Source organism: Cellvibrio sp. GW822-FHT04B05 (assembly GCF_058800985.1).
Genome location: NZ_JBXAMU010000001.1, coordinates 871,675 through 895,967 on the forward strand (window position 1 = coordinate 871,675; position 24,293 = coordinate 895,967).

The following is a 24,293-nucleotide window of genomic DNA, read 5'->3' on the forward strand; positions in this document are numbered from 1 at the left end:
ACTAGGGACTATGTGAGGAGATTCAAGTTTTCATTTAATAATAAATATTTATTCCGGTATTTGGATTTATAAATTTTTTTATTAAATTTTTATCGACATTATGCTTGAACTTTTTCAGGGCAACCCTATCTAATTCCGCGTCTTCGTCCACTACGATTGTTTTCTGGGAATTGTCCCGTTACTGAGGAAAAAACAATGTATAACGCGATCACTCAGCTGCGTTCCCGGCGTGCCTTTTATTGGCGTCCACCTCCGAATTAATTCCGTATTTCCCCTAATGTATTTCTGCTGCTTCCTCGCTTGAAGGGAGTTGCTGCATCTTCGTTTTTGTTGTTCTTTTTCTTTCGTCCATTCTAGGGAGGCTTTTATGCTGACAGTGTTAAAACTCAAGCGAGTCTATGGCGATTTTGTCGCGGCCGATGCGGTGGATTTTTCCATTGCCAAAGGTGAAATTGTAGGCTTGCTCGGCCATAACGGTGCGGGAAAAACTACGGTGATGAAAATGCTCAGCGGTTATCTGGAACCCAGTGCAGGCCAGATTGTTTTCGAGGGAAAACTGCTCGCCGATCATTTAAAAACGCTGCAACAAAAAATTGGCTATCTACCGGAAAGCCTGCCGGTCTATCCGGAAATGTCGGTGGCGGAATATCTGGATTATGCCGCTGAACTCAAAGGTCTGCGCGGCCTTGAAAAACAGCAGGAAGTAAAACGTGTGGTCAATGCTACCGACATAGCCGCAAAATTACTTGCGCCTATTGCAACCTTATCGCGCGGCTACAAACAGCGTGTCGGGGTTGCGCAAGCTTTGCTGGGTAAGCCGCGTTTGTTAATTCTGGATGAACCCACTAATGGCCTCGATCCGCAACAGACCCTGCAAATGCGCGAACTGATCCGCGCGATTGCCAAAGACGCTACGGTTATTTTATCCACCCACATTATGCAAGAGGTCGATGCGCTCTGCGACCGCGTCTTGATGATGCGCGCGGGGCGGTTGGTGCTCGATGAAAAACTGGCGGAGTTGAGAGTCAGTCGCTCACTGTTGGTGACTGCCGGTCTTGTATCAGATGTGCTGCAAAAAACGCTCAGTACTATCACCGGGGTAAAGGCCATCGACCTGCTCGATAGCCGTGAAGGTGAAACACGGGTACGTGTGCATATAGGTGAAGCGGGCGATGTGAAATCGATCAGTGCCGCTATCGCAAAAGTGCTGGTCGGCAGCGGTGCTGAACTCTATCAACTGCAAACGGAAACCCGCGATCTTGAAAGTCTGTTCCGCGAAGTGAACAGCAAGCTCCCAGCTGACAATAAGAAAGAGGCATTCGACCATGCAGCCTAAGCAAACTATTGCGCGTATCGCCAATAAAGAAATTTCCTTATTTTTTTCATCGCCTATTGCCTATTTATTTTTGGCAGCTTTTGTAGCTGTTACTTTATTTACTTTTTTTTGGGGCGAAGCTTTTTTTGCACGCAATATCGCCGATGTGCGCCCGCTGTTTGAGTGGATGCCGCTGCTGCTGATTTTCCTTGCCAGCACCCTGACCATGCGCATGTGGAGCGAAGAGCGCCGCAGTGGAACCCTTGAGCATGTACTGACGCAACCGGTGCCGCTGTGGCATTTTGTGGTTGGAAAATTCCTCGGTTGTCTGGCACTGCTGCTGGTGGCCTTGCTGATTACCTTGCCGTTGCCGATAACAGTAGCGATCCTGGGGGATCTCGATTGGGGGCCGGTGTTTGCCGGCTATATCGCCACCTTGTTGCTCGGCGCCGCTTATTTGAGTATCGGCCTGTTTGTGTCTTCGCGCAGCGATAACCAGATTGTCAGCTTGATCAGTGCTGTTGCACTCTGCGGTGTTTTTTATCTGCTCGGCAGTAAAACCATCACCGATTTTTTCGGTGCCGGCGCGGGTGAATGGTTGCGCTTGTTGGGTACCGGCTCGCGCTTTGAAGCGATTACCCGCGGTGTGATTGATATACGCGACCTTTATTACTACATCAGCCTGGTATTGGTATTCCTCGCGTTAAATACCTTTGCCTTGGAGCGCGAGCGCTGGGCGGCAACAGGCAATAAACAGTATCACCAGGGCTGGCGTATGCTCACGGGGTTGCTGCTGGTCAATGCGTTGGGTGCAAACCTGTGGCTCGGGCAAATCAACAGCCTGCGCATGGATGCCACCCAGGGTAAGCAATATTCGATTTCCCCGGCGACCCGGCACTATTTGCAGCAACTGCAAGAACCCTTGTTGATTCGCGGTTATTTCAGCAACAAAACCCATCCGTTATTGTCGCCGCTGGTGCCGCAAATCCGCGACCTGATAAAAGAATATGAAATTGAAAGCCGGGGCCGGGTGCGCGTGGAATTCATTGACCCACTGACCAATCCGGAACTGGAACAGGAAGCTAATCAGAAATATGCGATACAACCTGTGCCCTTTCAAATATCGGATCGCTATCAAGCATCAGTCGTGAATTCTTATTTCAATGTACTGGTGCAATACGGCGATGAATATCAGGTACTGGGTTTCCGTGATTTAATCGAAGTCAAAACCGGTGGTGAAGCCGATCTGGATGTAAAGCTGCGCAACCCCGAACATGACCTGACCCGCGCCATCAAAAAAGTACTGCACAGCTATCAAGCGGGCGGCAATTTATTTGATACGGTCAACGGCAATCTGGTGTTTAACGCGTATGTCTCTGCTGATTCAGTATTGCCGCAACCGCTGCAGGATTTTAAACGTGCGGTGGAAAGCGAAATCAAAAAACAGCAAGAAAAATCTGCTGATCGTTTAAGCGTTAACTTTTTGGATCCGGCGGCAGACGGCGGAAAACTCGGTGAACAGATTGCACAGGATTATGGTTTTAAACCCATGGCAACCAGTCTGTTGAGCAATGAGCGCTTCTATTTTTATATGACGCTCGCACAGGGCGACCAGTTGGTGCAGATCCCGCTGGATGATATGACGGCGACCAGCTTTGAGCGCAACCTTGCCTCAGCGGTAAAACGTTTTGCCAGCGGCTTTACCAAAACGGTGGCATTTGTCGCACCGGAACCGGCGATGGATCACTATACCCAGTACAGCGGTGCGCAGTTTAACCAGTTGGAACAATTCCTCGGCGCTGAATTAAATATTGTGCGCGAAGACCTGCGCGATGGCTCAGTCACCGGTGAAGCCGATGTGCTCTTTTTGGCGGCGCCCAAAAACCTCGACGAGAAACAACTGTTTGCCGTTGACCAGTTCCTGATGCAAGGTGGTACGGTTATCGCGGTAACTTCACCTTACGCGGCATCATTAAGCCAGCGCAACCTGAGTGTGCAAAAGCAGGAGAGCGGTTTACGTGCGTGGTTGACACACCAGGGTATCAGCATTGAAGAAACGTTGGTGATGGATAAACAAAATGTACCTTTCCCGCTGCCTGTTATGCGCAATATCGGCGGTTTTAGTGTGCAGGAAATGCGTATGCTGGATTATCCCTATTTTATTGATGTGCGTGGCGCCGGGTTAAATGCCGGCAACGCGATTACCAACAGTTTGCCGCAAACCACTATGGCCTGGGCATCGCCGATTGTGTTGGATAGTGAAAAACAAAAAGCGCGTAAAATAACAGAGTTGTTGCGCAGTTCGGATAAATCCTGGGTGAGCGGCGATATGAATATAGTGCCGCAGGTTACCGATGAAGGCGTGACGCGCTATCTGCCTACGAGCGAACAAAAATCGCAATTGTTAGGTGTGATTGCCCAAGGGCGTTTTGATTCATTCTTTGCGGGAAAAGAATCTCCGCTGTTGCAAAAAGATGAACCTGCCAATACTGATGGGCAAAACGAAAACGATACGCAGGACGGCGCGAAACATATCGGCAGTGTTATCCAGCATTCACCGGATTCCGCGCGCATTATTGTATTCAGTTCCAATGACTTCCTGACCGATCCGGTTGTTTCTATGGCCGGTATGGCGAGTGGTGGCCAATATCTCAATAGCCTGCAACTCATGGCGAATACTCTCGATTGGGCGTTGGAAGATGAAGGCTTGATGAGTATCCGCGCGCGCAGCAATTTCAACCGCACCTTGCCGACGCTGGAGCAAGGCACCCAGGCTTTCTGGGAGTATTTAAATTACGCGCTGGCATTATTGGCGCTGCTGATTGTCGGTTTTGTGCAGCACCGCATTAAACGTGCACGCGAACAGCAATACCAACAGTGGCTGGCCAATTGATAGCGAGCGGAATAATTTGCCCTGACTAGAGGTAATCATGATGAACCAATCAGTAACTATTGATGTAACCAGGACGCAGGCAGCGGAGCCTGCGTCGCCCTTCACACTATGGCAGCGGCGGTTAACGCTGCTGTTGGCAATCCAGGTATTGTTGATCATCGCAATCTTTGCCTATCGGCAAAACGCACAGCCGCAGGTGGAGGCCCAGCCGTTGCTCGGTATCAAAACAACAGCGCTTGATCGCTTGGTTATTCGCGATGCAAACAATAGCCTAACCTTGAAAAAATCCGGTAGCGAATGGCAGTTGCCGGATCTGCACCAATTGCCCGCGGAGCAACAAAAGCTGGACGATATCCTGCAAAAATTGGACAGCACCACACTGACCTGGCCGGTCACCACTACCACCGCGAGCCACGAACGTTTTGAAGTGACTGCGAATAAATTCCAGCGCCGTATTGAATTATTCCAGGGGGAAAATAAAAAAGCGGATATCTGGTTGGGCTCGGTTCCCGGCTTCAAGAAAATACATCTGCGCCGCGAAGGCGAAGACCAGGTCTATGCGGTTGAGTTGAGTTCTTTTGAATTTGCAACTGCTGCCAACGACTGGTTGCAGAAAGATTTACTTGCCGCCAGGGAACCACAATGGATTAAGGGCGCTGATTATGAATTGCAAAAAACCGGTGACAGTTGGAGCTTTGCCGGTGATGTTGCAGAAAAAGTTGACCGTGCCAAGGCGGTTGGATTGAGCAATGCATTAAACAGCTTGCAGGTGCAGGAAGTATCAACACAAACTCCACAAGGCGGCGAGATAACAAAAGCAGTTGTTAAGTCATCTGCCGGTGAATTTGAGTATGACTTTATCAAAGCGGACAACAATTATTTTGTTAAACGCAATGATAAGGAAATTTACTTCAGGCTTAGCCAGTATGAGTTTGAGCGCATCGCAACTATTAACAAAGAAAGTTTGATGGCAGCGCAGGCGGAGGAGACATCAACTACAGCGGATTCTGTATCCGCTATGCCTTCGATCGATCAAGCCGGTAACCATTAAAGTGGTCAAAAAAGGGCGCAGTTCTGGCTGCGCCCTATTCGTTAAATCCGGGGATTTACCCCGCCAATCCCACATAAACTTCATGCACATCATCGTCGTTATCAATGGCGGCGAGAAAGGCCTCCACTTCTTCCAATGCTTCGGCGCTTAGTGCCACAGGATTTTTGGGTTTGTAGCCGATCTTTGCGGAGACTACGGTAAAGCCTTGGTCGGGCAGGGCTTTTTGCACGAGATCCAAATCGGTTGGGTCAGTGTAAAAGGTGGCGGTGCCATCGTCATCCAGTTCAAAATCCTGCGCGCCCGCTTCAATCGCGGCCATTTCCACATCGGCATCGGCGCTGGCAGCAGTGGCTTCAATAATGCCCAGGTGATCAAAATCCCAAGAAACGGAACCTGAAGTACCAAGCTGGCCTTTGCGGAATAAACCGCGGATATTGGAGATGGTGCGGTTGACGTTGTCGGTGAGGCATTCAACGATCACCGGAACTTGATGCGGGGCATAACCTTCGTAGGTTACTTTTTCGTAGCTGGCGGCACCGTCGAGTTGGCCGGAACCTTTTTTAATGGCGCGCTCTAACGTTTCGCGCGTCATGGATGCTTTTTTTGCTTGAACGATTGCCAGACGCAGGCGCGGATTCATATCCGGGTCGGCGCCGCTGCGTGCAGCGATCATAATTTCTTTGGTGAGTTTGGTAAAAATTTTACCTTTTGCGCTGGCGGCTTCTTCTTTGTGTTTTGCTTTCCATTGTGCGCCCATAATTATCGCCTCATTGGGGCGCTACATATTGCGCCCTTTATGTGTGTAGGGGCGCTGCTTGCTGCGCCCGCCCTGATTTATCGAAAATTGATGCTCTGAAAGCAGGGCGCGGCAAGCAGCGCCCCTACCATTAATTTACATGCAGTGCGGCGTTTAATTGTAATGCACTTTTATTGGTAACTACTTCTACACGGCCGGTGATGGAGTTGCGGCGGAATACCAGGTCAGAAACGCCGGCAAGTTCGCGGGCTTTCAGGGTTTTCACTTCGCTGCCTGCATCATCTAATACCACTACTTTTGTACCCGCAGTGATGTAAAGGCCCGATTCTACTTTGCAGCGGTCGCCCAATGGAATACCAATACCGGCGTTAGCTCCGATTAAAGATTCTTTGCCAACCGAGATCACGATATTACCGCCGCCGGAGAGGGTGCCCATAGTGGAGCTGCCGCCGCCCAAGTCAGAGCCGGCACCGACGAATACGCCAGCAGAGATACGGCCTTCGATCATCGCCGGACCTTCGGTGCCTGCATTAAAGTTAACAAAACCTTCATGCATGATGGTAGTGCCTTCACCCAAATACGCACCCAAACGTACCCGCGCAGTGTGCGCAACACGCACGCCTTTGGGCACAACATAATTGGTCATTTTTGGAAATTTATCTACACAAGATACTTCCAACTCTTCGCCATTCAAGCGCGCTTGCAGTTGACGTGCGGGCAGTTCGTTAACATCGATTGCACCTTGGTTCGTCCAGGCAACATTCGGCAATACGCCGAAAATGCCAGCGAGTACAGTGTTGTGCGGTTTAACCAAACGGTGTGAAAGCAAATGTAATTTCAAGTAACCTTCAGGAACTGAAGCTGGCTTGGTATCTGTTGCGAGCAAAGTAGCAACCAACGGACGTTTGCTATTGACGAGTGCTTTGGCAATGTCAGCTTGAGTTGTGTCGCCCGCGACGGAAAGTGCTTGTGCGATTTCACTTGCTTGACTGTTGGTTAACACAATTGCCTGATTGCCTTCGGTGTAGCCAACAATCTTTGCAATAACACTTGCGCTGGCTTCTGATGGATTAAGCTGCGGCAGTGCATAAAACACTTCCAGCCATTCACCTTTTGAATTCTGGGTGCCAATGCCTAAACCGAGTGCGTAGAGTTGGGTCATAATTTTTCCTGACAATAGTTTCAATAATTAATTAAAAAATGTTGCGTATTCTGCGTCTTTAAAACCGACGTGTTTTTGCTTACCGGTATCAAGCAGTGGGCGTTTGATCAGCGTTGGATTTGCGCTAACAATTGCCGGTGCAGTCGCCTCTGAAAACGTGGTTTTGGTGGCTTCGTCCAATTCTTTCCAGGTTGTACTGCGTTTGTTAATCAGCGACTCCAATCCGATTTCAGCAATCCAACTGCTTACTTGCGCAGCGGTCAGGCCATCTGCACGAAAATCGTGGAAGCGATAGTCAATCTTATGTTGTTCTAACCAGGTGCGCGCTTTTTTAACAGTGTCGCAGTTTTTAATACCGTATAACGTAGTCATAAATTTAAGGCTTCAAAACAATTTTAGGTTTTTTGCGTGTCGGATAACAGGTTCGGCAAATTTCACAGGCGGTGCCATCGCAACCTCTTGCCGAACAAAATTCGCGGCCGTAATAAATAATTTGCAAATGCAACGCGTTCCAGGTGTCTTGCGGGAACAATCGTTTTAAATCCTTCTCGGTTTGCACCACATTTTTGCCATTGGTTAATCCCCAGCGTTGCGCGAGGCGATGGATGTGGGTGTCCACCGCAAACGCCGGATAGCCAAATGCCTGGCTCATCACCACACTCGCTGTTTTGTGGCCAACACCGGGTAAGCGCTCCAGCGCCTCCCAATCGGCGGGAACCTGGCCTTGATGTTCATCAATAAGCATTTGCGATAAAACAGAAATCGCTTTGGATTTTTGCGGCGATAAACCGCAAGGGCGAATAATTTCCTGGATTTTTTCGACCGGCAATTTAGCCATGTCGTAAGGATTATCTGCCAATGCAAAAAGTGCCGGTGTTACCGTGTTTACCCGTTCATCTGTACATTGTGCCGAGAGTAAAACGGCGACTAGTAATGTATAGGCATCTTTGTGCAGCAACGGAATTGGCGGGTTGGGATAGAGGGTTTGCAGCTTGTGCAAAATAAACTCAACCCGCTCTGCTTTGGTTAAATTTTTGTCGCTACTCATAATGATTGTACAAATGCCTTGATTCGTTCAGCTGCCTGAATACATTCAGCCAGTGGCGCCACTAATGCAAGACGCACGTAATTTTCACCGGGATTGATTCCATCTGCTTCGCGTGCTAAATAACTACCGGGTAACACTGTTACTTTTTGTTGGGCAAATAGTTGTTGGGCAAAGTCTTCACCTTTGATCGGCGTTTTAGGCCAAAGATAAAAACTTGCATCCGGTTTTTCTACTACTAATACTTCATCCAATATTTTCAATACTGCATCAAATTTTTGACGATAGGCTTCACGGTTGTCTATTACATGAATTTCATCTTGCCATGCGGCAACACTTGCCAATTGGTTGGGTACCGGCATAGCGCAACCATGATAGGTGCGATAGAGTAAAAATTTTTCCAGTATTTTTGCATCGCCACCGACAAAACCCGAACGTAAACCTGGCAGGTTGGACCGTTTGGAAAGGCTATGGAATACCACACAGCGGGAAAAATCATCGCGTCCTGATTCAGCGCATGCTTGCAGTAATCCGACCGGTGGATTTTGTTCGTCAAAATAGAGTTCGGAGTAGCATTCATCAGACGCAATAACAAAATCATACTGATCTGCAAGGGCGATCAATTGTTTTAACTGCGCACTGCTCATGACCGCACCGGTTGGATTGCCGGGTGAGCAAATAAATAATAACTGGCAGCGTTCCCACACCGATGCAGGCACTGCTATAAAATCGGGAATAAAATTATTTTCCGGTGTGCAATTTAAAAAATAGGGTTCCGCTCCCGATAAAATTGCCGCACCTTCATAGATTTGATAGAAAGGGTTGGGCGATACAATCAGCGGATTTGCTTTATTGCGATCAACAATCGCTTGAGCAAATGCAAACAGCGCTTCGCGAGTACCATTTACCGGCAATACATGTTTATCGGCAGTGAAGGTTCCAGCATTTAATTGAAAACGTTTGGTTGCCCAAGTGGCAATTGCCTCACGTAATTCCGGCAAACCTTTCGTGGTTGGATAATGGGAAAGTTTGCCCAGATTTTTAACCAGTGTATCCAATACAAAGGCCGGCGGCTCATGTTTAGGTTCACCGATAGACAACATAATATCGCTAAGTTGTGCCGGTGAAGTTACTGCCGCCTTGAGCGCGGCAAGTTTCTCAAAAGGGTAGGGATGAAGCTGGTTTAAATCCGGATTCATAATCGTATAGTCAGGCTAAATTAAAGTTTATCGACGCGTTTATCCAGTTGTTCGCGAATTTGCTGCTGTAATTTTTCGCAGATCTCCGGATCGCTCAAAGGCTTGCCTTCACTGTCGGCGATAAAAAATATATCTTCTACACGCTCACCGAGGGTGGCGATGCGCGCATTCAATAGTTGGATATCAAAATCCATAAAGATGCGACCGATACAGGCGAGCAGGCCAGGGCGGTCAGGGCTGATAACTTCCAGCACGCTGCAATTGCGAATGATATCGGTGTTGAGTGACGTACGCGTCGGTGATGCAAAATATTTCAAGCGGCGCGGAGTACGACGGCCAATGACTTCACGATAGTTATCGTTCACCAAACTGAGTTCATCGATTAGCGCTTGCTGGATTTGTTTGAGTAAAGTCGGGTTATTGCCCAGCGGTTCGCCGTTTTCGTTAAGCACAAAAAAGGTATCGATGGTGTAACCGGCTTTGGAGCTGTAAATCTTTGCATCCTGAATGCTGAGGTTACAGTTGCTCAACGCGGTGGCGGCTGCGACAAATACATTTTTTTGGTTCTTGCTGTAGACGAAAATCTGGGTCGCACCAGCCAATTCTTTGCTGCTGGTTTTTTTGATCAATACCAGCGGTTTGTCATCGGTACGTGCAGCAATTGCTTCTGTGTGCCAGGCAATATCGGCAAAGTTTTCACGCAGGAAATAATCGTCGCCCATATCGCCCCAGAGCGCGAGTGCTTGCTCTTTGCTCAAACCTTTGCGCGCAAGTTTACGAATGGCCGCTTGTTGGGTCTCGTCGATCAGATCTTGTTTATCAACGTTATTTTCCAAACCGCGGCGCAATGCGCGGCGTGTGTCCAGATATAAGTTGCGCAACAAGCTGGCACGCCAGGTGTTCCATAGTTCTTTATTGGTGCCGTTAATATCCGCAACTGTCAGGCAATACAAATAATCCAGATGCAATTGATCACCCATGGCGAGCGCAAACTTATGGATAACTTCCGGATCGGAAATATCCTGCTTTTGCGATACTTGCGACATTAGCAGATGCTTTTCAACCAGCCAGCAAATCAAGCGTGTTTCGCGCGGTGATATGCCGTGGCGAATACAAAATTCTTCGGCATCCACTGCGCCCAGTGTGGAGTGGTCGCCGCCGCGGCCTTTGCCGATATCATGATACAAACCGGCGATATAAAGCAGTTCCAGTTTCGGCAGGCGTGTCATGATGGTCGCCGCGACCGGAAAATCTTCTTTTGCTGATGGCAACAGGAAGTTACACATGTTCTGCACCACTTTTAACGTGTGCGCATCCACTGTGTAGATATGGAATAGATCGTGTTGCATCTGTCCGGTAACCAAACCGAACTCAGGTAAATACAGGCCGAGAATGCCGTAGCGCGACATGCGCTTTAATTGTTCAACCAAACCGGCAGGGTGCTGCAGGAGTTTGATAAACATTTGGGTATTTTTTGGATTGGAGCGGAAATTGTCATCGATTAGATGACGGCTTTCACGAATCCAGCGAATTGTGGATGCACGCACGCCTGCGATTTGCGGGTTTTGCGCCATCAGCACAAACATTTCCAACAGCGCGGAAGGATTTTCTTCAAAGACGTAGGTGTGTGTTGCCTCGATAAAATCATCGCGTAGTTGAAAGCGTTCGTTAATCGATACAACACTTTTGGTTTTGCCTTTCTTCAAAATGGCTTCAGACAAAAATTGCAGTACGACATCATTAAGTTCGCGCAGCGCCAGCACAGTGCGATAGTACTTATGCATGAACTGTTCGACAGCCAGTCCTTCATGGTTATCGGTGTAACCAAATATTTTTGCAATTTCGCGCTGGTAATCAAATAGCAAACGCTCTTCCGGGCGCTTGGCGACCATGTGCAGCGCATAGCGTACGCGCCACAAATATTCTTCGCCCGAGTTAAGCAGTGAAAATTCTTCGTCGGTAAAAAATCCCTTGCCTTCCAACTGTCTTAGGGTACGCACGCCAAAGTAGCGTTTGGTTACCCAGTTAATCGTCTGGATATCGCGCAAGCCGCCGGGTGCATTTTTGATATTGGGTTCGAGGTTGTATTCGGTATCGTTGTATTTTTTGTGGCGATCCAGTTGTTCCTGGTATTTCGCGCGGAAGAACTCTTCTATCGGCCAAATTTTATCGGGCGTGGATGCTTGCAATAATTCGTAGCGTAGCGATTGATCGCCCACCAAAGTACGCGACTCCATAATATTGGTGGCGACGGTGATGTCGGTGCGTGCGATTTCAATTGTCTGTTTGACGGTGCGTACACTGCTGCCGATTTCAAGGCCGATATCCCACAGCAGGGTGAGGAATTTTTCGATATTGTCTTTGCAGCTTTCAAAGATGTCCGGACGATGCAGGATTAATAAATCGATATCAGAACCGGGGTGTAATTCGCCGCGTCCATAACCGCCCACGGCTTCGAGGCTGATGCTTTCCGGCCACTCAAATTGGTACCAGGCATAGTGCAATACGCAATCGATAAACAGTGCGCGTTCGTAAACCAATGCACGAATATCTTCACCTTCAATAAAGCGGCGATTCGCTTGCGTACCTGCAGCGTTAATAGCGTCTTTGAAAACAGTGATAATCGGCTTTTCGGCCAGCGCGCGACGAAAACGGCTTTGGTCAAAGAAAAACAATGGCCGTTCAAAGTAGGGCACCGCTGTTATCGACATGGGTTTGCTGGGTTCCTGAGGCGATTGAGGCTGCGTAATTGGCGTCTCAGCGGTCGGGGCGGGTTTATTGAAAACCCGCTTTAAAAAATCGGGGAGGCTCATCGCTTAAAAAACTTCGCCGCTACGCGCAGTGAGAACTTCTACGCCATCTTTGGTAACCACCATAGTGTGTTCCCATTGCGCAGAAAGGCGGCCGTCTTTTGTTTCCACCGTCCAGCCGTCATTTTTTAATTTGGTGTGTGGCTTGCCTGCATTGATCATCGGTTCGATAGTAAAGGTCATACCTTCTTTTAATTCCATGCCGGTGCCGGGGCGTCCGTAATGCAGAATTTGTGGATCTTCATGGAAGATTTTGCCGATGCCATGGCCGCAGTATTCGCGTACCACTGAGTAATAACTGCCTTCGGCGTGTTGTTGGATCACATGGCCGATATCACCTAAACGGCAACCGGGTTTAACCAGTTGGATCGCTTTGTACATACATTCCTGGGTGACGTTAACCAAACGCTCGGCGTGGGGTGCCGGGGTGCCGACAAAATACATAGCGCTGGTATCGCCGTGGTAGCCCTCATAAATCACAGTGACATCGATATTAATGATATCGCCCGCTTTAAGGACTTTTTTCTCGGAGGGAATCCCGTGGCAAACCACCTGATTAACTGACGTACAGATGGATTTCGGAAATCCGCGATAGCCAAGGCAGGCAGGAATGGCTTTTTGCACATGCACAATATGGTCATGGCAGAGTTTATCCAACTCGGCCGTAGTAACACCTGGCTGGACATAAGGGCCAATCATTTCCAGTACCTCGGCAGCCATACGGCCAGCGACGCGCATTTTTTCGATTTCTTCCGGAGTTTTGATAGTAACTGACATGAATTCAGGCAATCTCGGCGGGTGATTGTAAAGTTGCAGCATTCTAAACGATTCAGCTCCTTTTTGACCAAAATCAAACGCAATTGTTGCTGCACGCCAAAATTAGCACAAATGCGCAATGGACAATTTATCTTATATGTAAATAATAATTACTTGCATTTGATTGTGTGTGGCACTAACTTTATCAAAGACGAATTTTGATGTAAGAGGGGAGGGCATGCGTGCCAGCTGACATTTCCGGAAGATCATTCGCTCCTCAATGCTTGGATGCATGCCATCCACTCCTGCAGCCAGGCTTTTTAACCCGAAACAAGGACTCTAACGATTATGACTTACATACTTCCCCCGCTTGATTACGCATACGATGCCCTTGAGCCCCATATCGATACCAGGACGATGGAAATTCACCATAGCAAGCATCATCAGGCATACATCAACAACTTGAATGCAGCAATTAAAGAGACGGAATACGAAAGCCGTACCCTGGAGCAGTTGCTCAACGACATTCAGTCGCTTCCCGAAAAATTGCGCGATGCGGTGCGCAACCATGGCGGCGGTCATGCCAACCACAGTTTGTTTTGGAAAGTGATGGTTCCTGATGGTGGTGGTGAGCCAGGCGGTGCATTAGCTGCGGCGATTAATGCGGATCTGGGTGGGTTGGATGCGTTTAAGCAGGCATTTACTGCCGCTGCATTAACCCGTTTTGGCAGTGGTTGGGCGTGGTTGTCGGTTACTCCGGAGAAAAAATTGGTTGTTGAAAGCAGTGGCAACCAGGACAGCCCACTAATGAGCGGTAATACACCGATCCTTGGTTTGGATGTGTGGGAGCATGCCTATTACCTGCTCTACCAAAACCGTCGTCCTGAATATATTGCGGCGTTCTACAATGTTATTAATTGGCCTGAAGTTGAGCGTCGCTACCGGAGCGCGCTGGCATAAGGAGCAATAAACGAATGAGCAATGCGACCTCTGGTGAAAACACGGGTTTGACGGCGGCGTTCCTCAACTGGATTCGCGCATCCTTGTTTCGCCGCATCTTGGGGTTAGTTATCAATCTGCTGGGTTTGGCGGTGTTGGTCTATACCTGCTGGGGCGAGCTGGAGCTGATGCCCAATGTACCCGAGGCTCTGCATGGAGGCTTTATCGCCGCAGGATGCACGGCATTAGGTGCATTACTCATTCTGTTGTTTCGCAACCTGTCCGGCAAAATCCAGGATGGTCTTCTGGGATTTGGCGCAGGCGTTATGCTAGCTGCCTGCGCCTTCTCATTGATAATTCCCGGTTTGGATGCCGCCAGAGGGATTGGTATGAATGGCTGGCAGGCAGCTGGCGCCATTGGTATCAGTTTATTTCTCGGCAGTGGATTAATGTTGTTGATCGATAGTCGCCTGCCGCACGAGCATTTCATCAAAGGAGTGGAGGGGCCTGCCTCCATCATTCGTCGTACCTGGCTTTTTGTATTCGCTATCACTCTGCACAATTTGCCTGAAGGACTGGCAATTGGTGTGGCATATGCCAGTGGTACAGAGGTAGGGGATGCGTTGATGACAGGCATTTCCATCCAGGATATTCCCGAGGGTTTAGTGGTTGCGATTGCACTGGTTGCAGCGGGCTATTCGCGCACTAAATCCATCCTGATTGGTGCGGCAACTGGCTTGATTGAGCCGGTAGGCGCGGCACTCGGTGCAGGTATTGTAAGCCACTCGGTGCTGTTGTTACCTTGGGGTTTGGGGTTTGCGGCGGGTGCTATGCTGTTTGTCGTTAGCCACGAAATTATTCCGGAATCGCACCGCAAAGGGCACGAGATCCATGCTACCAGCGGTTTAACTATTGGCTTTATTTTGATGATGATGCTGGACAACGCATTTCGATGATTCATCTATGCGGCAATCGATAGAAACAAAAAGGGGCCTGTCTGGCCCCTTTCTTAATATGAAGCTGCTTTTTATTATATGTGGCTACTTGGGACGATTACACCGCTCGGCTACGCAAGGTTGATAGCGCATGTATCACACCGCGTAGCTCTGCCAACCCTTTCATCCGGCCAGCATATGAGTAGCCGGGATTGATGCCTGCCTTGCCAATTTCGTCGCCCATTAAATGGCCATGATCCGGGCGCATGGCGATCGCGGGAAGATTGACTCCCGCTTTTGTCCGACGCTCTTCCTCATCTAATAGTGCATCAATCAAACCGACCATATCATTGTCGCCATCAAGATGGTCAGATTCATAGAAGGAACCGTCGTCTTCACGTTTGATATTGCGCAAGTGGACAAAATAAATACGCTCACCGAATTCACGTGCCATAGCGACCAGGTCGTTATCGCAACGCGCACCGTAGGAGCCGGCGCACAGGGTCAGGCCATTTGCCGGGCTAGGCACAGCTTCGAGCAATGCGCGCGCGTCATCTGCGGTAGACACTACACGCGGCAAACCGAACAGGGAGAACGGCGGGTCATCGGGGTGGATGCACATACGTACACCGGCTTCCTCGGCAACGGGAATGATCTCGCGCAGGAAGGCAAACAGATTGGCGCGCATGCCTTCGTCACCCATTTGGATAAACAGGTCGATAGCGGCACGTATGCCGTCGCGGTCATAGGAACCTTCGCCGCCGGGTAAACCGGCGATGATATTTTTCTCAAGCAGGATTTTTTCTTCGTCAGTCATTGCATCCAGGCGCGCTTTGGCTTTGGCGAGTACGTCAGGGCGATAGGATTGCTCCGCGCCAAGGCGTTGGAGGATATAGGCATCGTAAGCGGCAAAGTCACTCATCTCAAAACGCAGCGCGCGGGCATTGTTAGGCAAGGTGTAATTAAGGTTGGTACGGGTCCAGTCGACCACCGGCATAAAGTTGTAGCAAACGTCGTAAACACCGGCGGCGCCGACGTTGCGGATCGACTCTTTATAGTTGTCGATATATTGCTGGAAATTGCCGGTACGGGTTTTGATGTCATTGTGCAGCGGGATGCTTTCAATAACGGCCCACTCAAGGCCACTGGCCTCGATCAATCGCTTGCGCTCGATAATGTCGACCATAGGCCAGACGGCACCGGTCGGAATATGGTGTAAGGATGTCACAATGCCGGTCGCCCCTGCTTGCGCGATGTTTTGCAGGCTGACGGTGTCTTTAGGGCCAAACCAGCGCCAGGTTTCTTTCATTGCATCACTCTCTGGAAATTTTCTGAAATTAATGATGGGGGTTGGATGTGACTAGTGTACAAGTTGCATTGAACGCAGCCTAGCGCCTAAGCAGTTCCTTACACTGCCAAAACCGTAGGGAAACTGCTTTTTAGGTTTATCCGCCTGGATTTTTGTGGTATAAAGCGCGCCTCTTTTTGGGATGAGTTCTGCTCACCCATGAGGGAAATACAGTTTTTAACTTAATTTACTAACGTCACACATATACCGACACGCAAAACCTGGGTGCCCAATGCTCGCTTTGGCGAACATGATGGTTGGTTAGCGGGGTGTATGGAGGCCTAACCCAGTAGGAATACTAAAATGCCACAAGTAAGCATGCGCGACATGTTGTCTGCCGGTGTCCACTTCGGTCACCAAACCCGTTACTGGAACCCAAAGATGGGTAAATACATCTTCGGTGCACGTAACAAGATTCATATTATCAACCTTGAGCACACCGTTCCTGCATTCAACGAAGCTTTGGCTTTGGTGCAGCAAATGGCTTCTCAAAAGAAAAAGATTCTGTTTGTTGGTACCAAGCGCGCTGCGCAAAAGACCATCAAAGAACAAGCTGAACGCGCTGGCCAGCCGTTCGTAAGCCATCGTTGGTTGGGCGGTATGCTCACTAACTACAAAACCATCCGCGCTTCTATTCGTCGCTTGTCAGAACTGACTGCACAAAGCCAGGACGGTACTTTTGCTAAATTGACCAAGAAAGAAGCGTTGATGCGCACCCGCGATATGGAAAAGCTGGAGCGTTCAATCGGTGGTATCAAAAACATCGCCGGTCTGCCTGACGCAATGTTTGTAATCGATGTCGATCACGAGCGTATTGCAATTCAGGAAGCTAACAAACTTGGTATCCCTGTTATCGGTATCGTTGATACCAACAGCAATCCGGAAGGCGTTGACTATGTAATCCCGGGCAACGACGACGCCATCCGCGCGATCAAGTTGTATGTATCGGCTATCGCTGATGCGTGTTTGGATGGTGCTAAATCAGCATCTTCAGTTCCAAACAAAGATGAATACGTAGCTGCCGAAGGTGCTGCTGAGTAATTTCGGGTAGTAATCAAACGACCATAAAACTCCAGTAGCCTGCGCGCAGGCACTGAGTTGTCGGAAGAGGGGGCTTGGCCCCCTTTTTTCAAAATTGAATTCGAACATTTTATAGAGGAAACAACCATGACAGCTGTTACTCCTGCATTGGTAAAAGAACTGCGCGACCGCACTGGTCTGGGCATGATGGAATGTAAAAAAGCGTTGGGCGAAGCCAATGGCGATGTTGATCTGGCGATCGAAAACCTGCGTAAAGTGTCTGGCTTGAAAGCCGCTAAAAAAGAAGGTCGCACTGCAGCTGACGGCGTTGTTGCTGTTAAAGTTGCTCCGGACAACAGCTACGGTGTGATCGTAGAAGTTAACTCCGAGACCGATTTCGTTGCACGCGATGCCGGCTTCCTGGCTTTCGTAAATACTGTATTGGATAAAGCGTTCACCACCAAACAAGCCGACGTAGCTGCGGTTATGGCTGGCGAGTTGGAAGCTGCGCGTGAAGCATTGGTACAAAAAATCGGCGAGAAAATCAGTGTTCGTCGCATTAGCCTGGTTGAAGGTGGTGTGGTTGGCGGTTACCTGCATTTGAATAATCGCATCGCGGTATTGGTTCAATTGGAAGGCGGCAGCGAAGAAGTTGCTAAAGACGTTGCTATGCACGTTGCAGCGGTTAACCCACAAGTGGTTAGCTCTGACCAAATGCCGGCTGACCTGGTAGAGAAAGAAAAAGAAATCATCCGCGCTCAACCAGACATGGCTGGCAAGCCAGCTGAGATTGTTGAAAAGATGATTGGTGGTCGTATCAGCAAGTTCCTTAAAGAGGCTAGCCTGGTTGATCAAGCCTTCGTTAAGAATCCGGAGCAAACGGTTGCACAATTCGCCAAAGCTGGCGGCGCTACAGTGAAGAGCTTTGTACGTCTGGAAGTGGGCGAAGGTATCGAAGTTGCAGTGGTGGACTTCGCTGCTGAAGTTGCTGCACAAGTTGCTGCATCAAAAGCTTAATTAGCCCTCGCTAATTGGGTCTGTAAAAACCCGCACAAGGTAGCTTGTGCGGGTTTTTTTGTTGCCCGTTTTTCATGTTTTTATGGTGTTATGGTTAAAGTTGGTCTTCGGCAAAATACATCGATTCCCGTTGGCAGGATTGTTAGCGAGCAGGGCAGGGTTAAAGTTCTCATCATTCATATCGACGGGCAGGCTTTGTTATAGCTGTCGCCTAAGTATTATCCAGTCCGGCAAGAAATCAATTCCGGGTGGCCGGGACGCCGGTTGATCAATCCGTTGATTCTGTTGGGGGGGAAATTAGTTGAGTGCAGAGGCGTATGAAAAAGAGAGTTGGTGCCACCACCTGGCAGCCTTTTTTCTGTTACACTGCACCGATTTTTTCGACCCCTCAGTATGGGCGGGTATTCGCGGCTAACTCATTGTTTTGGAGAGCATTTATGTCCAGCCCAAGAGATAAAAAGTACAAGCGTATTTTATTGAAACTCAGTGGTGAGGAGCTGATGGGTACCGAGGGTTTTGGTATCGATCCCAAAGTTCTCGACAAGATGGCTTTGGAAATCGGCCAGTTGGTAGGCATAGGTGTACAAGTCGGTTTGGTGATTGGTGGCGGTAACTTATTCCGCGGTGCTGCATTGAGTGCAGCAGGTTTGGATCGTGTTACTGGCGACCATATGGGCATGTTAGCGACTGTAATGAATGCCTTGGCGATGCGCGATGCGTTAGAACGCTCCAATATTTCATCTCGTGTTATGTCCGCTATTCCGATGAGTGGTGTGGTTGAGCATTATGATCGCCGCCGCGCGGTGCGGTTTTTGAATTCCGGTGAGGTTGTTATTTTTTCTGCCGGCACTGGTAATCCTTTCTTTACTACCGATTCTGCTGCCTGTTTACGCGGTATCGAAGTCGATGCGGACATTGTACTAAAGGCGACCAAAGTTGATGGCGTTTATTCTGCTGATCCGAAAAAAGATCCAACTGCAACTAAATATGATCGTCTTTCTTACGATGAAGTGTTGGATAAAAAATTGGGTGTAATGGATTTAACGGCTATTTGTTTGTGCCGCGAACACGATATGCCGGTACGTGTATTCCGCATGAATAAAACCGGCGCACTGTTGAATATCGTTGTGGGTAGCAACGAAGGTACTTTGATTGAAGAGGACAAATCATGATTAATGACATCAAAAAAGATGCTGAAGCGCGCATGAAAAAAGCAGTTGAGGTGCTTAGCCTTAACTTTAATAAAATCCGCACTGGTCGCGCTCATCCCAGCTTGTTAGATGGCCTTATGGTGAATTATTACGGCACCCCGACTCCACTTGCCCAAGTGGGGAACATTAATATTGAGGATGCACGTACGCTTTCTATCAGTCCTTGGGAGCGCAACCTGGTGCCCGAGATTGAAAAAGCGATCATGAAATCTGATTTGGGTTTAAACCCATCAACCAATAATGGTTTGATTCGTATTCCGCTGCCAATGCTGACCGAAGAAACACGTAAAAACTTTATCAAGCAAGCGCGCGCTGAAGCTGAAAATGGCCGTGTTGCTGTACGCAACGTGCGTCGCGATGTATTGGGCGATGTGAAGGCATTGTTGAAAGATAAAGCAATCGGTGAAGATGATGACCGTCGCGCACAAGACGAAATTCAAAAGATCACTGATAAATATATTGCGGAAGTAGATAAAGCGCTCGCCGCAAAAGAAGTGGATTTGATGGCTGTTTAATCCGCATCATCCGATTGGATTTGGTTTGTATTAATCAAATCCAATCTCACTCATAGACGCACAACAACATCACTACTACAAAAAGTAAAAACAGGCTATCGATCTATTCGATAACAACCTGTCGCCAGGAGAGTATGCGTGACTGACAATAGTCTTCGCCATGTAGCGATCATTATGGATGGCAATAATCGCTGGGCCAAGCAGCGTGGCATGGCGGGAGTTTCCGGTCATAAGGTCGGTGTCGAGCGCATCCGCGATGTGATGGCCGCCTGTCAGGAAGTGGGAGTGGAAGTGCTCACCGTATTTGCTTTTAGTAGTGAGAACTGGCGTCGCCCGCCACCGGAAGTGGAAGCGTTGATGTCGCTGTTTCTGTTGTATCTCAAAAATGAGGCTAAAGCCCTTAAGAAAAAAGGCGTCGCCCTGCGAGTGATCGGCAATCGCGAACGTTTTAGCCTTTCCATCCAAAAATCCATAGTGGCAGCAGAAGAATTGACTCGCGGTGGTAAAACTACTTTAGTGATTGCGGCGGATTACGGTGGGCGTTGGGATATTGCCCAGGCTGCAAAAAAGATGGCGCAGCAGGTTGCGGCAGGTGAATTGGACCCCGCAACAATTACCGAGGATTCATTGCACGAACACACGTGCCTTGCTGATTTGCCGCCACTGGATTTATTAATCCGCACTGGTGGCGAAGTGCGCATCAGCAACTTTTTATTATGGCAATGCGCTTACGCTGAATTATTTTTCAGCGACAAACTTTGGCCTGACTTTGATGGCGGCGAATTAAAAAAGGCTGCCAACAGTTTTTATGAGCGCCAACGTCGTTTTGGTATGACGGGTGATCAAATTGATGCGGGAGCTCTCAATGCTTAAGCAGCGTGTTATTACCGCTCTGGTGCTCGCCGCAATTTTTCTGGCGGCATTGTTTGGTTTGCCCGCAGGTTATTTCTCCTTTTTCATTGGCGCGGTGGTGTTGATCGGTGCTTGGGAGTGGGCGAATTTGTCCGGGGTACCCGCTGTGTGGCAGAGGCTCTCTTACTCAGTCGTCGTACTTGTATTGCTTGTTGGCGCTGCGCTTTATTTGGGTTTTGAAGGCGAAGCGAGTCCACGTCTCAATAATGTAGCCATTCGCGATTTATTGATCGTTGGATGCAGCTGGTGGGCGGTGGCGTTGCTATTGGTGCAGGGTTATCCAGGCAGTGCTGTTCTCTGGGGACACAAGTTATTGCGCCTGTTAATGGGATTATTGGTATTGATCCCGACGTGGGTCGCGTTGGTATATGTTCGTCAGCAAATTAATGGTGCCTGGTTGGTACTGTTGTTAATGCTGATTGTGGCGCTCGCCGATAGCGGGGGTTATTTCGCTGGTCGTCGTTTCGGTAAACATAAACTGGCCCCTGCGGTTAGCCCCGGCAAAACCTGGGAAGGATTTGCCGGTGGATTGCTAGCTAATTGCCTGTTGGCAGTCATTTTGAGCCAAACCTTGAGCACCAGTCTTTTATTAATGTTGGTGCTGATTGTTCCCACCAGTTTGATTTCGGTGTTGGGCGACTTGCTCGAAAGTATGGTCAAACGCCATGCCGGGGTGAAAGACAGTGGCAGTATCTTGCCTGGCCATGGTGGGATTCTGGATCGTGTTGATGGCATTACTGCCGGTGCTCCGGTCTTTGCGTTGGCGCTGCTTGCCAGTGGCGCATTTGCAGCGGGCGCGGGTGTTTAATCTATGTCAAATGCTCCCCGGCAAATCACCATTCTAGGTGCGACAGGTTCTATCGGTGTTAGTACTCTTGATGTTATTGCGCGTCATCCCGGGCGATACCAGGTATTTGCGTTAAGTGCTGACCGTCGCTGGCAATTACTGGCCACCCAATGCCTGACTCACAAACCGCGCTATGCCGTACTTAATGATCCGCTGGCGGCGAGTGAGTTGGAGCATGAGCTGCGTCGACAAGGCTGTGCAACCGAAGTGTTGCAAGGTGCCGAAGCGCTAGCTGCAGTAGCTGCCCATGATGAGGTCGATATGGTAATGGCTGCCATCGTAGGCGCCGTTGGCCTGTTGCCTACTCTTGCCGCAGTCAATGCCGGTAAGAAAGTGTTGCTCGCTAATAAAGAAGCATTGGTGATGGCGGGCGGCTTGTTTACCCGCGCTGTAGCTGAACATGGCGCTGTACTGCTGCCCATCGACAGTGAGCATAACGCCATTTTCCAATGCCTGCCTAATCATCGCACTGACTATCTGGCTGATGGTTTGAAATCGAGTGGCGTACGCAAAATCCTGCTGACCGCTTCAGGTGGTCCATTCAGAAATACACCGATTGCCGATCTTCCCAATGTGACTCCCGAACAAGCCTGTGCCCATCCCAATTGGAGCATGGGGCAAAAGATTTCAGTCGATTCGGCGACCATGCTGAACAAAGGTCTGGAGTTGATTGAAGCCTGCTGGTTATTTAATACTCATCCGCAACAGGTGCAGGTGGTGATTCATCCGCAGAGTGTGATTCACTCAATGGTCGAATACATTGATGGTTCAGTATTGGCGCAGTTGGGCAATCCTGATATGCGCACCCCGATTGCCCATGCGTTGGCGTGGCCGGAGCGCATTGAATCCGGGGTTGCCAGCCTTGATTTAATTGCCACGGCCCGGTTGGATTTTACTGCCCCTGATTACAATCGTTTCCCCTGTTTGCGTCTGGCGCAACAAGCTGCTGAAGCTTCGGGTACTGCACCGGCATTGTTAAATGCTGCTAATGAAGTTGCTGTGGCGGCTTTTTTGAATCGTTCAATCCGCTTTGACCAGATTGCTATGGTTATCGACCATGTGCTTTCCCGCCTTCCATCTTGTGAACCCCGGAGCCTGGCGCAGGTCCAAGGCGCCGATGCTGAGGCCCGTACTGTGGCGCAGCAATTTATTGCACGCTGGTGACTATTATCCTGAGGTTGTATCCATGGAGTTAATCCAGACGATTTTATCTTTTCTGGCGGCACTGCTGATTCTGGTATCTATCCATGAGTTCGGTCATTTCTATGTTGCCCGTTTGTGCGGTGTAAAGGTCCTGCGCTTTTCGATTGGTTTTGGCAAAGTGCTGTGGTCGCGTCGCGATAAGCAGGGTACCGAGTTTGCGCTTGCTGCATTGCCTTTGGGCGGCTATGTCAAAATGCTTGATGAGCGTGAAGGCGCAGTGCCTGTAGAAGAGCGTCATTTAGCGTTCAACACCAAAAATGTTTGGCAGCGAATCGCCATCGTAGCTGCAGGACCTGCTGCCAACTTTGTGTTGGCCATTGCATTGTTTTGGATATTGTTACTGCAAGGGCAGCGGGATTTGATTCCGGTAATCGATAGCGTCGCTCCTGCATCAATCGCTGCCCAGGCGGGTTTGGAAAAAGGGCAGGAGATAGTTGCAATCGATGGGAAGTTGACACCAACCTGGCAGGCAGTTAACAAAGCGTTACTCAATCGCCTGGGTGAAACCGGCACGATCCGCTTTAAAGTGGCTTATCCCGACTCCGATTTCCAGTATGAATCTGATGCCCAATTAGTCGAATGGCTGCGTTCAGCGACCGATCCCGATCCTATTGCAGGCTTGGGTATTACGCTGCAACTTCCAAAGATTCCGGCGATTGCTGGCGAGATAATTGCCGGTGGGGCGGCTGAAAGGGCGGGGTTAAAAGCGGGCGATAAGATTCTCAAGGTTGACGAGTTGGTCATCGAAGATTGGCGGACTTGGGTTGACTACGTACGCAAACATCCGGGCGACCCACTGCAAGTGAATGTTGAGCGCGAAGGCCAAGTATTGCTGCTAACGCTTATTCCCGATACTGCCGAAGAGGGTGGGCAAGGGTTCGGGCGTGTCGGAATCGCTGTACAGGCATACGAAATGCCTGAAGAAATGATCCGTTCTTATAGTTATTCCATCCCCGGTGCCTTGGTCGCCGGCATCAATAAAACCTGGGAAACCTCGGGATTTGTTCTTTTATCAGTCAAAAAATTGATTCTTGGCGAAATTTCCACGAAAAACTTGAGTGGACCGATAACCATTGCTAAGGTGGCGGGCTCTTCGGCCGAGAGCGGCCTGAGAAGCTTTATTGGTTTTGTCGCCCTGTTGAGTGTCTTCCTGGCGGTCTTCAACCTTTTACCTATCCCGGTACTGGATGGCGGTCACTTATTTTATTACTTCATTGAAGTAATTAAGAGGAAACCGGTGTCCGACAGAGTGCAGATGCTGGGGTATCAGGTTGGGCTTTTTCTGGTGATCAGCCTAAGCGTGCTAGCGCTGTATAACGACATAATGCGGCTTTGATCTGGCAATCTCTTGTGCCGGG

21 protein-coding genes are annotated in these 24,293 nt (G+C 49.3%); 13 read left to right on the forward strand and 8 right to left on the reverse strand.

Annotated features, from left to right (window positions below; genetic code table 11):
- The first annotated feature begins 367 nt into the window (after positions 1-367).
- The 3 genes from AC1RJL_RS03555 to AC1RJL_RS03565 are packed head-to-tail and all read left to right on the forward strand — an operon-like array spanning position 368 to position 5,259.
- The gene (locus AC1RJL_RS03555; RefSeq protein ID WP_492911371.1) at positions 368-1,336 is read left to right on the forward strand and encodes an ABC transporter ATP-binding protein; all 969 of its coding nucleotides are present in this window, start codon (positions 368-370) and stop codon (positions 1,334-1,336) included.
- Positions 1,326-4,208 (forward strand): Gldg family protein, encoded by a 2,883-nt coding sequence (locus AC1RJL_RS03560; protein ID WP_492911372.1) that lies wholly within the window; start codon positions 1,326-1,328, stop codon positions 4,206-4,208. Before AC1RJL_RS03555 ends, AC1RJL_RS03560 begins: the two co-directional genes overlap by 11 nt.
- A gap of 37 nt (positions 4,209-4,245) precedes the next feature.
- Positions 4,246-5,259: a DUF4340 domain-containing protein gene (locus AC1RJL_RS03565; protein ID WP_492911373.1), complete on the forward strand. Its 1,014-nt coding sequence runs from the start codon at positions 4,246-4,248 to the stop codon at positions 5,257-5,259.
- Between the two features lie 55 nt (positions 5,260-5,314).
- Here AC1RJL_RS03565 and AC1RJL_RS03570 read toward each other — a convergent pair whose 3' ends face one another.
- From AC1RJL_RS03570 to map, 7 genes are all read right to left on the reverse strand, one after another.
- The gene (locus AC1RJL_RS03570; RefSeq protein WP_492911374.1) at positions 5,315-6,016 is read right to left on the reverse strand and encodes a YebC/PmpR family DNA-binding transcriptional regulator; all 702 of its coding nucleotides are present in this window, start codon (positions 6,014-6,016) and stop codon (positions 5,315-5,317) included.
- 130 nt (positions 6,017-6,146) lie between these two features.
- A complete protein-coding gene (gene dapD / locus AC1RJL_RS03575; protein WP_492911375.1) occupies positions 6,147-7,178 on the reverse strand; it encodes a 2,3,4,5-tetrahydropyridine-2,6-dicarboxylate N-succinyltransferase in 1,032 nt (343 codons plus the stop codon).
- 27 nt (positions 7,179-7,205) lie between these two features.
- The gene (locus AC1RJL_RS03580) at positions 7,206-7,550 is read right to left on the reverse strand and encodes an ArsC family reductase (protein ID WP_492911376.1); all 345 of its coding nucleotides are present in this window, start codon (positions 7,548-7,550) and stop codon (positions 7,206-7,208) included.
- A 4-nt stretch (positions 7,551-7,554) separates the two neighbouring features.
- The gene (gene nth / locus AC1RJL_RS03585; protein ID WP_492911377.1) at positions 7,555-8,226 is read right to left on the reverse strand and encodes an endonuclease III; all 672 of its coding nucleotides are present in this window, start codon (positions 8,224-8,226) and stop codon (positions 7,555-7,557) included.
- Positions 8,223-9,422 (reverse strand): succinyldiaminopimelate transaminase, encoded by a 1,200-nt coding sequence (gene dapC, locus AC1RJL_RS03590; RefSeq protein WP_492911378.1) that lies wholly within the window; start codon positions 9,420-9,422, stop codon positions 8,223-8,225. Before dapC ends, nth begins: the two co-directional genes overlap by 4 nt.
- Positions 9,423-9,442: 20 nt before the next feature.
- Positions 9,443-12,133, reverse strand: coding sequence for a [protein-PII] uridylyltransferase (locus AC1RJL_RS03595; protein WP_492911379.1), 2,691 nt, complete (start codon positions 12,131-12,133; stop codon positions 9,443-9,445).
- 105 nt (positions 12,134-12,238) lie between these two features.
- Positions 12,239-13,009 carry a type I methionyl aminopeptidase gene (map, locus tag AC1RJL_RS03600; RefSeq protein WP_492911380.1) on the reverse strand — a complete coding sequence of 257 codons (771 nt, stop codon included), beginning with the start codon at positions 13,007-13,009 and terminating at the stop codon, positions 12,239-12,241.
- 327 nt (positions 13,010-13,336) lie between these two features.
- Between map and AC1RJL_RS03605 the strand changes: the two genes are divergently transcribed.
- Both AC1RJL_RS03605 and AC1RJL_RS03610 read left to right on the forward strand, forming a co-directional pair.
- Entirely contained in the window at positions 13,337-13,948 is a 612-nt protein-coding gene (locus AC1RJL_RS03605; protein ID WP_492911381.1) for a superoxide dismutase, read from the forward strand.
- Positions 13,949-13,962: 14 nt separating this feature from the next.
- Positions 13,963-14,883, forward strand: a complete 921-nt coding sequence (locus AC1RJL_RS03610) for a ZIP family metal transporter (RefSeq protein WP_492911382.1) — start codon at positions 13,963-13,965, stop codon at positions 14,881-14,883.
- 97 nt (positions 14,884-14,980) lie between these two features.
- On the opposite strand, the gene uxuA is transcribed toward AC1RJL_RS03610, so the two are convergent.
- On the reverse strand, positions 14,981-16,171 hold the full coding sequence (gene uxuA, locus AC1RJL_RS03615; RefSeq protein WP_492911383.1) for a mannonate dehydratase: 1,191 nt from the start codon (positions 16,169-16,171) through the stop codon (positions 14,981-14,983).
- A gap of 342 nt (positions 16,172-16,513) precedes the next feature.
- On the opposite strand from uxuA, the gene rpsB reads away from it, so the two are divergent.
- The 8 genes from rpsB (at position 16,514) to rseP (ending at position 24,271) form a co-directional block, all read left to right on the forward strand.
- Positions 16,514-17,251: a 30S ribosomal protein S2 gene (rpsB, locus tag AC1RJL_RS03620; RefSeq protein WP_492911384.1), complete on the forward strand. Its 738-nt coding sequence runs from the start codon at positions 16,514-16,516 to the stop codon at positions 17,249-17,251.
- A gap of 126 nt (positions 17,252-17,377) precedes the next feature.
- Complete coding sequence (gene tsf, locus AC1RJL_RS03625) at positions 17,378-18,247, forward strand: translation elongation factor Ts (protein ID WP_492911385.1); 870 nt, start codon at positions 17,378-17,380, stop codon at positions 18,245-18,247.
- Positions 18,248-18,684: 437 nt separating this feature from the next.
- Positions 18,685-19,419 (forward strand): UMP kinase, encoded by a 735-nt coding sequence (pyrH, locus tag AC1RJL_RS03630; RefSeq protein WP_039911917.1) that lies wholly within the window; start codon positions 18,685-18,687, stop codon positions 19,417-19,419.
- On the forward strand, positions 19,416-19,973 hold the full coding sequence (gene frr / locus AC1RJL_RS03635; protein ID WP_492911386.1) for a ribosome recycling factor: 558 nt from the start codon (positions 19,416-19,418) through the stop codon (positions 19,971-19,973). Before pyrH ends, frr begins: the two co-directional genes overlap by 4 nt.
- Positions 19,974-20,111: 138 nt before the next feature.
- The gene (uppS, locus tag AC1RJL_RS03640; protein WP_492911387.1) at positions 20,112-20,846 is read left to right on the forward strand and encodes a polyprenyl diphosphate synthase; all 735 of its coding nucleotides are present in this window, start codon (positions 20,112-20,114) and stop codon (positions 20,844-20,846) included.
- The gene (locus AC1RJL_RS03645; protein WP_492911388.1) at positions 20,839-21,693 is read left to right on the forward strand and encodes a phosphatidate cytidylyltransferase; all 855 of its coding nucleotides are present in this window, start codon (positions 20,839-20,841) and stop codon (positions 21,691-21,693) included. The genes uppS and AC1RJL_RS03645 overlap by 8 nt, the downstream gene beginning before the upstream one ends.
- A 3-nt stretch (positions 21,694-21,696) precedes the next feature.
- The gene (gene ispC / locus AC1RJL_RS03650) at positions 21,697-22,896 is read left to right on the forward strand and encodes a 1-deoxy-D-xylulose-5-phosphate reductoisomerase (RefSeq protein ID WP_492911389.1); all 1,200 of its coding nucleotides are present in this window, start codon (positions 21,697-21,699) and stop codon (positions 22,894-22,896) included.
- Positions 22,897-22,918: 22 nt separating this feature from the next.
- Positions 22,919-24,271: an RIP metalloprotease RseP gene (gene rseP / locus AC1RJL_RS03655; protein ID WP_492911390.1), complete on the forward strand. Its 1,353-nt coding sequence runs from the start codon at positions 22,919-22,921 to the stop codon at positions 24,269-24,271.
- The last annotated feature ends 22 nt before the right edge of the window (positions 24,272-24,293 follow it).

Excerpts from the sequence above, each read along its gene's own strand:
- AC1RJL_RS03560 (WP_492911372.1), top strand. The coding sequence starts at position 1,326 with ATGCAGCCTAAGCAAACTATTGCGCGTATCGCCAATAAAGAAATTTCC.
- AC1RJL_RS03645 (WP_492911388.1), top strand. The coding sequence starts at position 20,839 with ATGCTTAAGCAGCGTGTTATTACCGCTCTGGTGCTCGCCGCAATTTTT.
- dapC (WP_492911378.1), bottom strand. The coding sequence starts at position 9,422 with ATGAATCCGGATTTAAACCAGCTTCATCCCTACCCTTTTGAGAAACTT.
- pyrH (WP_039911917.1), top strand. The coding sequence starts at position 18,685 with ATGTCCAGCCCAAGAGATAAAAAGTACAAGCGTATTTTATTGAAACTC.
- AC1RJL_RS03570 (WP_492911374.1), bottom strand. The coding sequence starts at position 6,016 with ATGGGCGCACAATGGAAAGCAAAACACAAAGAAGAAGCCGCCAGCGCA.
- dapD (WP_492911375.1), bottom strand. The coding sequence starts at position 7,178 with ATGACCCAACTCTACGCACTCGGTTTAGGCATTGGCACCCAGAATTCA.
- uxuA (WP_492911383.1), bottom strand. The coding sequence starts at position 16,171 with ATGAAAGAAACCTGGCGCTGGTTTGGCCCTAAAGACACCGTCAGCCTG.
- AC1RJL_RS03605 (WP_492911381.1), top strand. The coding sequence starts at position 13,337 with ATGACTTACATACTTCCCCCGCTTGATTACGCATACGATGCCCTTGAG.
- tsf (WP_492911385.1), top strand. The coding sequence starts at position 17,378 with ATGACAGCTGTTACTCCTGCATTGGTAAAAGAACTGCGCGACCGCACT.
- AC1RJL_RS03610 (WP_492911382.1), top strand. The coding sequence starts at position 13,963 with ATGAGCAATGCGACCTCTGGTGAAAACACGGGTTTGACGGCGGCGTTC.
- AC1RJL_RS03595 (WP_492911379.1), bottom strand. The coding sequence starts at position 12,133 with ATGTCGATAACAGCGGTGCCCTACTTTGAACGGCCATTGTTTTTCTTT.
- AC1RJL_RS03580 (WP_492911376.1), bottom strand. The coding sequence starts at position 7,550 with ATGACTACGTTATACGGTATTAAAAACTGCGACACTGTTAAAAAAGCG.
- frr (WP_492911386.1), top strand. The coding sequence starts at position 19,416 with ATGATTAATGACATCAAAAAAGATGCTGAAGCGCGCATGAAAAAAGCA.
- AC1RJL_RS03555 (WP_492911371.1), top strand. The coding sequence starts at position 368 with ATGCTGACAGTGTTAAAACTCAAGCGAGTCTATGGCGATTTTGTCGCG.
- map (WP_492911380.1), bottom strand. The coding sequence starts at position 13,009 with ATGTCAGTTACTATCAAAACTCCGGAAGAAATCGAAAAAATGCGCGTC.
- ispC (WP_492911389.1), top strand. The coding sequence starts at position 21,697 with ATGTCAAATGCTCCCCGGCAAATCACCATTCTAGGTGCGACAGGTTCT.
- AC1RJL_RS03565 (WP_492911373.1), top strand. The coding sequence starts at position 4,246 with ATGATGAACCAATCAGTAACTATTGATGTAACCAGGACGCAGGCAGCG.
- nth (WP_492911377.1), bottom strand. The coding sequence starts at position 8,226 with ATGAGTAGCGACAAAAATTTAACCAAAGCAGAGCGGGTTGAGTTTATT.
- rpsB (WP_492911384.1), top strand. The coding sequence starts at position 16,514 with ATGCCACAAGTAAGCATGCGCGACATGTTGTCTGCCGGTGTCCACTTC.
- rseP (WP_492911390.1), top strand. The coding sequence starts at position 22,919 with ATGGAGTTAATCCAGACGATTTTATCTTTTCTGGCGGCACTGCTGATT.